The organism is Acinetobacter sp. 1294596, assembly GCF_000582925.1.
Lineage (GTDB): Bacteria > Pseudomonadota > Gammaproteobacteria > Pseudomonadales > Moraxellaceae > Acinetobacter > Acinetobacter radioresistens.
Genome location: NZ_JFCC01000066.1, coordinates 1 through 11,693, shown reverse-complemented (window position 1 = coordinate 11,693; position 11,693 = coordinate 1). Strand labels below are relative to the sequence as shown.

Annotated in this window: 11 protein-coding genes; 7 read left to right on the top strand and 4 right to left on the bottom strand. The window is 44.0% G+C overall.

The window, feature by feature from the left end:
• From J502_RS15080 to J502_RS15070, 3 genes are all read left to right on the top strand, one after another.
• Window positions 1-389, top strand: a 389-nt coding sequence (locus J502_RS15080; RefSeq protein ID WP_032014974.1) for an IS30 family transposase, incomplete at its 5' end; no start/stop codon positions are given.
• Window positions 386-1,885, top strand: a complete 1,500-nt coding sequence (locus tag J502_RS15075) for a copper resistance system multicopper oxidase (protein ID WP_502322089.1) — start codon at window positions 386-388, stop codon at window positions 1,883-1,885. The genes J502_RS15080 and J502_RS15075, both read left to right, overlap by 4 nt.
• The gene (locus J502_RS15070) at window positions 1,872-2,702 is read left to right on the top strand and encodes a copper resistance protein B (protein WP_005406823.1); all 831 of its coding nucleotides are present in this window, start codon (window positions 1,872-1,874) and stop codon (window positions 2,700-2,702) included. Before J502_RS15075 ends, J502_RS15070 begins: the two co-directional genes overlap by 14 nt.
• 83 nt (window positions 2,703-2,785) lie before the next feature.
• Here J502_RS15070 and J502_RS15065 read toward each other — a convergent pair whose 3' ends face one another.
• From J502_RS15065 to J502_RS15055, 3 genes are all read right to left on the bottom strand, one after another.
• Window positions 2,786-3,472 carry a pirin family protein gene (locus tag J502_RS15065; RefSeq protein ID WP_005406815.1) on the bottom strand — a complete coding sequence of 229 codons (687 nt, stop codon included), beginning with the start codon at window positions 3,470-3,472 and terminating at the stop codon, window positions 2,786-2,788.
• Between the two features lie 208 nt (window positions 3,473-3,680).
• Window positions 3,681-4,298, bottom strand: coding sequence for a MarC family protein (locus J502_RS15060; RefSeq protein WP_005018990.1), 618 nt, complete (start codon window positions 4,296-4,298; stop codon window positions 3,681-3,683).
• A 20-nt stretch (window positions 4,299-4,318) separates the two neighbouring features.
• Window positions 4,319-6,358, bottom strand: a complete 2,040-nt coding sequence (locus J502_RS15055; RefSeq protein ID WP_005027359.1) for a choline transporter — start codon at window positions 6,356-6,358, stop codon at window positions 4,319-4,321.
• A 235-nt stretch (window positions 6,359-6,593) separates the two neighbouring features.
• Between J502_RS15055 and betI the strand changes: the two genes are divergently transcribed.
• The 4 genes from betI to J502_RS15035 all read left to right on the top strand — a co-directional run bounded on the left by betI (window position 6,594) and on the right by J502_RS15035 (window position 11,067).
• On the top strand, window positions 6,594-7,175 hold the full coding sequence (betI, locus tag J502_RS15050) for a transcriptional regulator BetI (RefSeq protein ID WP_005406888.1): 582 nt from the start codon (window positions 6,594-6,596) through the stop codon (window positions 7,173-7,175).
• Between the two features lie 25 nt (window positions 7,176-7,200).
• A complete protein-coding gene (gene betB / locus J502_RS16870; RefSeq protein WP_005406684.1) occupies window positions 7,201-8,676 on the top strand; it encodes a betaine-aldehyde dehydrogenase in 1,476 nt (491 codons plus the stop codon).
• A gap of 15 nt (window positions 8,677-8,691) precedes the next feature.
• Window positions 8,692-10,347 (top strand): choline dehydrogenase, encoded by a 1,656-nt coding sequence (gene betA, locus J502_RS16865; protein WP_005406656.1) that lies wholly within the window; start codon window positions 8,692-8,694, stop codon window positions 10,345-10,347.
• A 195-nt stretch (window positions 10,348-10,542) separates the two neighbouring features.
• The gene (locus J502_RS15035) at window positions 10,543-11,067 is read left to right on the top strand and encodes an acyl-CoA thioesterase (protein WP_005018999.1); all 525 of its coding nucleotides are present in this window, start codon (window positions 10,543-10,545) and stop codon (window positions 11,065-11,067) included.
• A gap of 183 nt (window positions 11,068-11,250) precedes the next feature.
• Here the strand turns inward: J502_RS15035 and J502_RS15030 are convergent, their stop codons facing one another.
• The gene (locus J502_RS15030; RefSeq protein ID WP_005019002.1) at window positions 11,251-11,481 is read right to left on the bottom strand and encodes a hypothetical protein; all 231 of its coding nucleotides are present in this window, start codon (window positions 11,479-11,481) and stop codon (window positions 11,251-11,253) included.
• Window positions 11,482-11,693: the final 212 nt, after the last annotated feature.

The window sequence follows — 11,693 nt, the reverse complement described above, 5'->3', positions numbered from 1 at the left end:
CTGATGCAAAGGCAGAATCAGTGCGCAAGGCTTTAACTGAAGCTCTGAAATATTTACCTGCAGAACTGCGTAAAACGTTGACCTATGACCGTGGACGCGAGATGTCAGAACATAAAATACTCGAAGAAGATTTAGGCATAGATGTATATTTCTGTGACCCACATTCACCTTGGCAAAAAGGCACATGCGAAAATATGAATGGTTTAATTAGGCAATATTTACCTAAAGGGATTGATTTAAATCAGGCAGATCAGCATTATTTAAATCAAGTTGCCATGTCACTGAATACTCGTCCTAGAAAGGCGTTAGATTGGCTTACACCATTAGAGAAATTTGCTCAGCTTGTTGATTATCATATGGCTTTTGAAACTGTCGCACCTCATGTTTGAATTCGCCCCGCTTCAAAATTCGTCAGAATGGAACTTATTGGTACCATGCACACAGTAAGGGACAGGAGCAGGATGGCCTATATGGGGCATTTGTAGTCTATCCCAAAGATCACCAGTCTGTCGCCAAGCATGAACAGGCAGAGCGTGATTACGTAGTGATGCTATCCGACTTTCACCAGAGCAAGAGTGACCAGATTCTAAATAACCTGAAGAAATCAGCAGAATATTATCAGAACCGGCGTGAAACCCTAGGTGATGTTTGGCAGCAGGTAAAACGTGAAGGTTGGTCAGCTACCTGGAAAGACCGTTCTATGTGGAACCGGATGCGCATGCTAAAAACCGATTTATCGGATGTCACAGGTTATACTTTTCTGGTTAACGGCAAGACACCAAAGCAGAACTGGACAGGTCTGTTCAAGTCAGGCGAGAAGATCCGCTTACGTTTTATCAATGCCTCAGCCATGTCCTTTTTTGATGTCCGAATCCCGGGCCTGAAAATGCATGTAGTGAGTGCAGATGGGCAGCCAGTTCAGCCAGTACCTGTAGATGAGTTCCGGATTGGTACAGCCGAAACCTATGATGCAATTGTCGAGCCCAAAGATAGTCATTACCAGATTGAGGCCGAATCAATTGATCGTACCGGCTTTGCACTTGCCTCATTGCATGATCAGGCGGATTCTGCCCGGCCCGCAACCCGGCAGCCTGATGCCAGACCACGTGCCTTGCTGACCATGGCTGATATGAGGATGCAACATGGCGGCCATAATAATGATATGGCCAATCAGCATGCCGGACATATGAGCAATAGCGACGCTCAGGGTGAGATACATTCCCAAATGCCCGTACCGGGCACAGACCATGCTGCCATGGATCATTCCAAAATGATGACTTCATCAAAAAAACAGGAAGCAGCAGAACAGCGCACTATGTCGGATATAACGGAGCAAAGATTATCAGAAAGTACCACTACACCGGACTATGGCTGGGCTAATGCCTCGACCCCTGCAGGACATAAAGCACTCACTTATGCAGACTTAAAATCCTTAAATCCTCAATCTGACCAGCGTCAGCCTGAACAGGAGCTGGTCATCCGTCTGGGGGGAAATATGGAGCGCTATGTCTGGACTATGAATGGTAAGAAATTTACTGAGGCTGAGCCTTTACAGGTGAAATATGGTGAACGTGTCCGGCTAAAATTTATCAATGACAGCATGATGGCCCATCCGATGCATTTGCATGGCATGTTTATGCAGCTGGAAAATGGTCAGCCGCTGGCAAACATGCCGAATAAGCACACTGTGATTGTACCGCCAGGCCAGACCGTCACGGCTTTACTCACTGCCGATGAGTTGGGTGAATGGGCGATTCATTGTCATCTGCTTTATCACATGAGTGCCGGCATGATGAATAAACTGGTAGTAGGCCAAGTTGGATCAGCAACTCATACGCCAGCAGCAAGTCACTCGTCACAAGGAGCTGGACATGCACATCACTAAGTTATGTAATCGTCTGCTAATTGGTAGTGGTATTTTGCTTTTAAGCAATATAAGCCTTGCTGAAACTTTGCATGACCATCAGGACAAGTTACAGCAGCAATCTGTTACAACGCAGAAAACCATGACCGTAACGTCAGAAGCACAAGCTCATGCCAACCATATACGTGAACATGGTGGACAAATTTTTCAACGTACTGAACTTGAGCATCGTTGGATCTGGAATCCGGATGGACAGGGAATATTAAAAACCGAACTTGAAAGCCGAATCGGAACAGATGAGAACAGGCTGTTTATAAAAGGTCATATTCATAAGGCTGAGTCAGAACAGGCAGATTATGATATTGCCGCTTTGTATAGCCGGGCTATTTCCGACTTTTGGGATGTACAGGCCGGTGTGCGTTATCGCTACACAGAACGGCAACCAGAACAGCAGGAGCAGCTAGACGCCATGCTTGGATTGCATGGTCTGGCGCCCTATTTCTTTGAAACAGATGCCTACCTGTATGCTGGAAAAGACCAGCAACTCTCTTTTAACTTGAAGAGTGAGCGTGATCTGCTAGTAACGCAAAAGCTGATTTTACAGCCTTATATTGAGTCAGAGCTGGTGTTAAGTGATGATTCAAAGTATGCGCGTAAAAAAGGTTTATCTAGTTTGCAACTGGGTGTGCAGACCCGTTATGAAATTAATAAGCGAGTCATGCCTTTTATTGATGTGGCTTATACCTATGAGAAAGGGCGTGAAGCTACAGTTTGGCAGCAAGAAACCTCGTCAGAAAAAGACTGGCAGTACGGACTCGGTCTGAAACTGACTTTTTAAATAGATAGAAGTTTATGAACTTGTAATATTTATAAAAAAGGAAGGGTAAGCCCTTCCTTTTTGTTAATTATGACTTTAAAAAGTTAAGGTAAATCAAACCAGATCATGCGGCTATCTGCTAGGGCTTTAACTTCAGTTTCAGCTTCGAAAACTAAAGCATCACCGGCATTTACGGTATATTCACCAATTTGCACACAGCCTTCAATTACATGAACATAGTTGATCTTATGCTTTGCAGCAATCTCTAGAGAAGCATTTTTTTGCAAGACAGCAGTTTTAACCTCTGCATCTTGGCGTATGTGCATTGGTGCATTTGCTTCTGGTCCGGCAATCAGATGCCACTGGTCCGGATGTTTGCCCGGGTCCAGACTGATCTGTTGATAATTTGGCTCAGCATTTTTGATATTAGGATGAATCCAGATCTGGAGCAGATGTACGGGCTCATCATGATTATTAATTTCACTGTGCTGAACGCCATGGCCTGCACTCATGAGTTGCCATTCACCGGCATGAATCTGGCCTTCATTACCCATACTGTCGCGATGAGAAATAGTTCCAGACAGGACACAGGTTAAAATTTCCATATTGTCATGGGAATGCGTACCAAAGCCGTTATGGGCCGCAATCCGGTCGTCATTGATAACACGTAATGCACTGACACCCATGTATTTTGGATCATACCACTGACCAAAGGAAAAGCTGTGTCTTGTGTCGAGCCAGCCTGCCTGCACATGACCCCGGTTTTCACTGCGGTGTAAATAAGCATTCATTTTGACACCTCTATATATCTGTTCTATCTGTTATCTATTTTATTGTTTTTAGCGGCGCGATAAACCCGTATAGCTATAACGAAACGTAGCATTTTTGGAACGATAAGAGCTGATCTGTATCTTTCTATACACTCAATTAAAAATTCTGGTTTTTCTATTAAAAGGCACAGTAAATTAGCTGAAAATTACCTGCCAAAATAATTGGTATTTAAACCATGTCTGTCCAGATTCCTACTACACCAGTAATCACCATATCAATTGCAATTGTACCAATGAGTAAGGCAGCCAGCCGTCCGACAATTGCAGTGTACATATCTACATAACGGGTCGAACGTTTCTGTAAATGATCATGTGCATATTTCATCAGGATCAGCAGGCTACAACTGAGTAACAGGGTAAATGCAATGACTGCCGCTGTCTCTAGTATAGACATTTTCATACCGGTAATGACTGCTGCACTGATAGTCCCTGGCCCGATCATAAAGGGCATGGCAATTGTGCCGGCCAAATGCTCGGGTGCTCCACGCATAACGCCAATAGTTTCTGCACCTTCAAAAACATACCGATAGCCAATTACTAAGAAGATCAGGCCACCAAAAATCTGGAAAGATTCAAAACGCACATGTAGATACTGGTTAAATACCGTTTCACCACCCCAGGCAAAAAGCAGAAAAACCATGAAACTGATCAGACTGCCTGTAATCAGCGCTGTATTAAACGTTTTTGCCTCAGAAGTGCGGATAATTCCCAGCATATAAATGCTCATCAGGAAAGGATTGAGCAGTGAAAAGAACAGGGCAAATGAATGGATTGCATCTGGGTTCATTGGAGTCATCCGTATTGAGTTTAAGCATCTGGATCTGGGAAAAGTGGCCGTGTACCCGGACTAATCCGGTTAATGTGCAGGAACATCATATGACGTTCATATTTATCCAGAATATCGTTAATCACCTGTTCGCGACTGTAACCAACCAGGTCATTTCCTTGGGAACCTTCATAGAGATAGCTTTCCAGACGGTAATAGTGGCGTTTACCACGTTTGCCACGTTCACTAAAGTTGGGTGTGATGTAGCGTATCGGCCAGATCTGATAAATAAAATTCTGTTCCTGTTCTAAATGAATAATAATATCCAGATGATAAAGCGGCAGTTCATCTTCAAGCAGTTTCTGTTCTACACTGGCTTCAACACCCCGCTTCATCAGTTCATCTGCTACAGCCTGCATGGCGGGCAAACAGACTTCATCCAGCATACGTTTGGTTTCCGTAGTTCCCGGATGGTGCATAACCCGGTTCAGGCGTTTTTTCCAGTTAAAAATATCGACATTGCCTACCACAGGAGCGGCGTTCATACTGGTACTGGCTTGCCGGAAATCTTCCAGACGTAATGATTTATATAACCCAGCCATAACCAGAAAAATTACAAAGCTAAAGGGCAGTCCCATAATAATAGTGGCATTTTGTAGGGCTGTAATACCGTTTGCCATCAGCATTGCCAGCGTAAGCAGGCCAATCGCAACTGACCAGAAAATGCTGAGCCAGCGGGGTGAATCATGGTCAATGTGGGTAAATTTCGTTGTAAAGTTCCCCAGCACCAGTGCTCCTGAATCGGCTGAAGTCACATAGAACAAGAGACCAGTAATAGTGGCCACTGAAGCAATAAATGGAAAGCCCGGATACTGGGCCAGCAAATCATAAAAACCATGGGCCGGGTTGGCAATTACTGTCTCGGCAAGCTGAATATTGCCTTCAAAAATTACACTATGAAGAGCGCTGTTACCAAAGATGGATAGCCATGTCATGGTAAACAGCAAAGGAATGATTAGGGTGCCACAGACGAATTCACGAATGGTGCGCCCTCGGGAAATACGTGCCAGAAATAGACCCACAAAAGGAGACCATGCCACCCACCAGGCCCAGAAAAACAGTGTCCAGCTCTGCATCCACTCTGTTGGCTGTTCAAAGGCAAAACTCTCCAAAGTAAGTTTTGGAAATTGGCTAAGATAATCGCCGAAATTTTGAATCAGGGCATTCAGCAGGAACTGCGTATTACCTAACAGCAATATAAAAATAAGCAAACCTACTGATACATAAATGTTGACTTCAGAAAGTATCCGCAGACCTTTATTTACACCAGACGTGACCGAGATAATACAGATAATTACAGCCACTAGAATTAGCAGAGTTTGGACCCATAAATTCTCTGGCAGGCCAAGAAGTACGTGTAAGCCATAGTTAAGCTGTACAACACCAATACCACAAGTGGTAGCTATACCAAAAATTGTTCCCAGTACCGCAGCCGTATCGACCGTATGACCCAAGGCGCCATTAATTCTTTTACCAAAGATGGGATAAAGCGCAGAGCGAATGGTTAAAGGCAAATTATAGCGATAGCTGAAATACGCCAGTGACATACCGATCAGGGCATACATACACCAGCCAGTCAAGCCATAGTGAAACATGGTCCAGACCATACTCTGCCGCGCAGCTGCATAAGTTTCGCCCGTACCTACTGGTGGATTAATATAGTGTGACAGTGGTTCAGCCACCGAAAAAAACATCAGATCGATACCGATTCCGGCAGAGAACAGCATTGCTGACCAGCTGAGCAGACTAAATTCCGGCTTTGAATGCTTGGGTCCGAGTTTAATATTGCCATAACGTGAACAGGCAATAAAAATAACAAAGACCATATACAGGGTAGCTGCGAGGAGGTAATACCAGCTAAATGTACTGGATACCCAATTTAGTACAGCTGTAATGACATAATTTGCCTGTTCATTAAATAAAATAGTAATAGTAGAGAACAGTAGAATGAGTGAAGCAGAAACGTAAAAGACCACCTTGTTCAGGCTGTCCCTCGGCTGCCCGACTGTTTTATTCGCCATAAATCTCGAGATTCCAAAGAATATGTAAATTTCGGATTTACAGTACACTTTATTCTTTTTTAAACAGTTTTTTTAAGTAAATAGCTTGGTTTTAAAGCTACAACGAGTCCAAAAATAAAGTGTGCTGTACATCTTTGCTATAAAACTATAGGTTTTTTTAATTGAACGTTCAATAAAAATAAAGATAAAATATGTAGCAGTTCACATTTGTTCTGTATTTTGGAAGATAAGACCGATGCCTAAAGTTGGAATGCAACCGATTCGTCGCCAACAACTGATTGATGCCACACTGGAAGCTATTAACGAGTTAGGCCTTGCTGAGGCTTCAATCTCCCAGATTGCCAAAAGAGCAGGTGTATCGACCGGTATTATCAGTCATTACTTTAAAGACAAGCATGGTCTTATTTTTGCCACCATGCAGTATTTGCTGGCGCAGCTGGAAACTGCAGTAGCACAGGCATTAAGCCAGACAGAAGCCTCTCCCAAAGCCCGGCTCATGGCCATCGTGCGGGGCAATTTTTCGCCCTCACAGGTAAATCAGGCTGCCATGAAAACTTGGCTGGCTTTTTGGTCGGTTAGCTTATATCAACCGGATTTACATGAATTACAGCAAGTCAATGAGCAATGGCTGTATTCCAACCTTAAACACGAATTTTGCAAGTGTCTGGATGAAAAACAGGCCGAAGATGCAGCTCTCGGACTTGCTGCACTGATCGATGGTTTTTGGTTACGCGGCGCATTAAGCCAGACACCGCTCAGGATCGATGAAACCATCCGGATCTGTGAGCAATACATCGATCACAAGCTTGCATATTAAAAATCACAACAAAAGGAGATTTCTCATGTCGAAGTTCAATCTGCAACGTCCCTACATCCATGGACAATTTACAGACAGTTCTTCTCCTGATGTTTTTAAGACCATTAACCCGGCCAATGGTGAAGTTCTGGCAGAGGTTCAAGTCTGTACCAAAGATGATATTGACCGGGCAGTTATGTCTGCACAAAAGGGTCAGAAAATCTGGGCAACTATGACCTTGATTGAACGTTCACGTATTTTAGCAAGAGCAGTCAGCATCTTACGTGAACGTAATGATGAGCTTGCATTGCTTGAGAGCCTCGATAGTGGCAAGGCATATAGTGAAACTTCAACGGTCGATATTGTGACTGGAGCCGATGTACTTGAATATTATGCTGGAATTTTACCGATGCTTGAAGGGCAGCAGATTCCATTACGTGAGGGTTCATTTGCCTACACCCGCCGTGAACCATTAGGGGTGGTAGCAGGAATTGGGGCCTGGAATTATCCAATTCAGATCGCTTTATGGAAATCTGCCCCAGCTTTAGCTGCCGGAAATGCGATGGTATTTAAGGCCAGTGAAACTACACCACTGACGACCCTGAAACTGGCTGAAATTTATACTGAGGCTGGCGTGCCAGCCGGTGTCTTTAATGTTGTAACTGGTGCGGGAGAAATCGGGCAGTATCTAACGGAACATCCTGATATTCAGAAAATCTCGTTTACCGGTGGGGTAGAAACCGGTAAGAAAGTTATGGCATCAGCAGCAGGTTCTTCTTTAAAAGATGTAACGATGGAACTGGGTGGGAAATCACCTCTGATTATTTGTGAAAATGCCGATCTGAATCTGGCTGCCGATATCGCGATGATGGCAAACTTTTTCAGTTCAGGTCAGGTGTGTACTAACGGTACTCGGGTATTTATCCCTAAAAAATTACAGTCAGCTTTTGAAACAAAGCTTCTGGAGCGGATTCCATATATCCGGATAGGAGATCCCTTGAAACCTGATACCAATTTTGGTCCGCTTGCCAGTTTTCCTCATATGCAGAAAGTCTTGGACTTTATTGAGCGCGGTAAGCAGCAGGGTGCACGTGTATTAACTGGGGGGCATCGGCTTACTGCAAATGAACTGGCCAAAGGTGCTTTCGTTGCACCCACTATTTTTACTGACTGTCATGACGAGATGGAGGTTGTGCAGCAGGAAATTTTCGGGCCGGTCATGAGTATCTTGAATTATGAGAATGAAGAAGAAGTCATTCAGCGCGCTAACGATACCCATTACGGACTTGCCGCGGGAGTAGTAAGTTCAGATCTGGCACAGGCACATCGAATGATTCATCAACTTGAAGCCGGAATCTGCTGGATCAATACGTGGGGAGAATCGCCTGCACAAATGCCTGTTGGAGGATACAAACAGTCCGGTGTAGGGCGTGAGAATGGTATCCAGACCCTGCAAAATTATACCCAGCTCAAATCGGTACAGGTAGAACTGCAACCATTTCAGTCTATTTTCAAAGCCTGATCAGGAGAGGATATTGTGCAGAAAGAATATGACTACATCATTATCGGTGCCGGCTCCGCAGGTAACGTACTGGCAGCACGCTTAACTGAAGATGCGCAGACCAGTGTCCTTTTGCTAGAGGCAGGTGGACCGGATCACCGTCTGGATTTTCGTACCCAGATGCCGGCTGCTCTGGCTTATCCTTTGCAGGGTCGTCGTTACAACTGGGCTTATCAGACTGACCCTGAGCCTCATATGAATAACCGCCGTATGGAATGTGGCCGCGGTAAAGGTCTAGGTGGCTCTTCACTTATTAATGGCATGTGTTATATCCGGGGTAATGCCATGGATCTGGAACAGTGGGCCAGCTTTAAAGGTTTAGAAGACTGGAGCTATGCAGACTGTCTGCCCTACTATAAAAAAGCAGAGACACGGGATATTGGTGGCAATGATTATCATGGAGATTCAGGTCCCGTTTCTGTAGCTACCCCTAAACAGGGCAATAATGAGTTATTCCATGCTATGGTTGAGGCAGGGGTACAGGCTGGTTATCCACGTACTGATGATTTGAACGGCTACCAGCAGGAAGGTTTTGGTCCTATGGATCGTACGGTAACACCGCAAGGCCGACGTTCCAGTACAGCGCGTGGCTACCTGGATATGGCGAAGGGCCGTCCGAACCTCACGGTCCTGACTCATGCCACGACTAACAAAATTTTATTTCAGGGCAAACGTGCTATTGGCGTTGAATATATTCAAGGTGCAAATACTGCTCAACTACATCAGGTATATGCTAGAAATGAAGTGTTACTGTGTGCAGGAGCTATTGCTTCACCGCAAATCTTACAGCGCTCAGGTATCGGACAAAGTACTTTTTTGAAGTCAATGGATATACCGGTAGTACATGACTTGCCTGGGGTGGGCGAGAACTTGCAGGACCATCTGGAAATGTACCTGCAATACAGATGCAAAAAACCGGTCTCACTTTATCCTGCGTTAAAGTGGCATAATCAGCCGACAATTGGTGCCGAGTGGCTGCTTTTAGGAAAAGGTATTGGAGCCAGCAATCAGTTTGAAGCAGGTGGTTTCATTCGCAGTTCAGATGAATTTACATGGCCCAATATTCAGTATCATTTCTTGCCGGTTGCCATTAACTATAATGGTTCTAATCCGGTGAAAGAACATGGCTTTCAGGCCCATGTTGGCTCTATGCGTTCACCTTCACGAGGCCGGATCAAGCTTAAATCCAGAGACCCATTTGAGCATCCGAGTATCCTGTTTAATTACATGAGTACTGAGCAGGACTGGCGAGAATTTCGTGATGCAATCCGTATCACCCGAGAAATTATGCATCAGCCGGCATTAGATGCATATCGTGGGGAAGAGATTAGCCCGGGTAAAAACTTACAATCTGATGCTGAACTGGATGAATTTGTGCGTAATCATGCAGAAACAGCTTATCATCCCTCCTGTAGTTGTAAAATGGGTGAAGATGATATGGCTGTAGTTGATGGTCAGGGGCGTGTTCACGGCATAAATGGTTTAAGGGTAGTTGATGCGTCTATCATGCCCGTGATTATGACCGGGAATCTGAATGCAACCACCATCATGATTGCAGAAAAACTGGCTGACCGGATTCGTAAGCAGCCCCCTTTACCCAAATCACAGGCCCCATTTTATCGGGCAAGTTAAACAAAAGCCGGCATCTGCCGGCTTTTCTATTCAAGCAGATGTACTCATTAAAAGCCTCAAAGCGTCTATTAATATGTTTTTAAATAACTTATTTTATTGTTACAGGTGATTTGCCGCTTTGAACATGTTTTTTCAGTGAAAAGCGATATAATAATGTCCCTTAAATATCCCAGTTATAGATGAGACAAAGAGACAATGTCACCATTAGATCAAGTCGTTCCTGCTACAGATGATCAATCTGAACTTACAATGTCTGTCCTGATGACGCCTGATATGGCTAACTTTTCGGGTAATGTCCACGGAGGAACGATTCTGAAGCTACTGGATCAGGTGGCATATGCTTGTGCCAGCCGCTATTCGGGAAGTTATGTGGTGACGCTGTCTGTAGATAAGGTAAATTTTAAAGAACCCATTCATGTTGGTGAACTGGTGACTTTTCTGGCCAGCGTAAACCATGTAGGCCGTACTTCAATGGAAATTGGCATACGGGTAGAAGCACAGAATATTCAAAAGCGTACAGTGCGCCATACCAATAGCTGTTATTTTACTATGGTTGCCGTAGATGAGCAGGGTAAACCACGTCAGGTTCCACCACTGAATTTGAACAATGACTGGAAACGTTGCCGCTTTGAAGCTGCTGAACAGCGTAAGGTGCTACGCCTGCAAGAGCATCATCATCCTTCTTGCAGTATTTATAAAAAGACAACATCCCCAAGTTAAGCCAATATATTTACCAGATGATCGCTCCGGCGATCATTTTTTTACATCTCTTATTTAAACTTAAATAAATATATTTCAATCATAATGTACTAAAAAGCAAAAGGCCAAGCCGCAGCAAGGCTTGACCTATTTCTTTAAAACTTTTATACAGCTTTAAAAAAATGATGTCACTAAAACATAAAATTACTGTGGCTGAGCAACAGAATCTTTAGCTTCTTCAGCAGCACTTTCAGATGCAGGCTGAGCAGTTGTAGGTTGAGCAGCTGCACTTTCTGTACCAGCAGCAGTTGGTTGTTCCTGAGTTGAAACAACCACTTTTTCTTCAGTAGCTGACTGATCTTTAGCAGTTGCAGCAAAGCTGGTAGCAGCAGTTAGAGCAAGAGTAGTAGCAAGTAATGTTTTAACAAGTTTCATATTGGCATCCTTCTATTTGTAAACAATAAAGAACCCAGTACATATCCCTCAACAGTGTATATGTTCAGGACTTCTGGGTTGGATGTCATGCTATGTTCCCTTTTCTGAGCCTGCAATAATTCATACAAAGCGTAACTTTACGGTTACACTCAAAACACAATTAAGGATTTAGTGTAAGCTTAATGTAAAAAATTAAATGATAAATCATATTA

Bases quoted from the DNA above. Each gene is read 5' to 3' on its own strand.
- J502_RS15070 (WP_005406823.1), top strand. From the start codon at position 1,872: ATGCACATCACTAAGTTATGTAATCGTCTGCTAATTGGTAGTGGTATT.
- J502_RS15065 (WP_005406815.1), bottom strand. From the start codon at position 3,472: ATGAATGCTTATTTACACCGCAGTGAAAACCGGGGTCATGTGCAGGCA.
- J502_RS15060 (WP_005018990.1), bottom strand. From the start codon at position 4,298: ATGAACCCAGATGCAATCCATTCATTTGCCCTGTTCTTTTCACTGCTC.
- J502_RS15055 (WP_005027359.1), bottom strand. From the start codon at position 6,358: ATGGCGAATAAAACAGTCGGGCAGCCGAGGGACAGCCTGAACAAGGTG.
- betI (WP_005406888.1), top strand. From the start codon at position 6,594: ATGCCTAAAGTTGGAATGCAACCGATTCGTCGCCAACAACTGATTGAT.
- betB (WP_005406684.1), top strand. From the start codon at position 7,201: ATGTCGAAGTTCAATCTGCAACGTCCCTACATCCATGGACAATTTACA.
- J502_RS15035 (WP_005018999.1), top strand. From the start codon at position 10,543: ATGTCACCATTAGATCAAGTCGTTCCTGCTACAGATGATCAATCTGAA.
- J502_RS15030 (WP_005019002.1), bottom strand. From the start codon at position 11,481: ATGAAACTTGTTAAAACATTACTTGCTACTACTCTTGCTCTAACTGCT.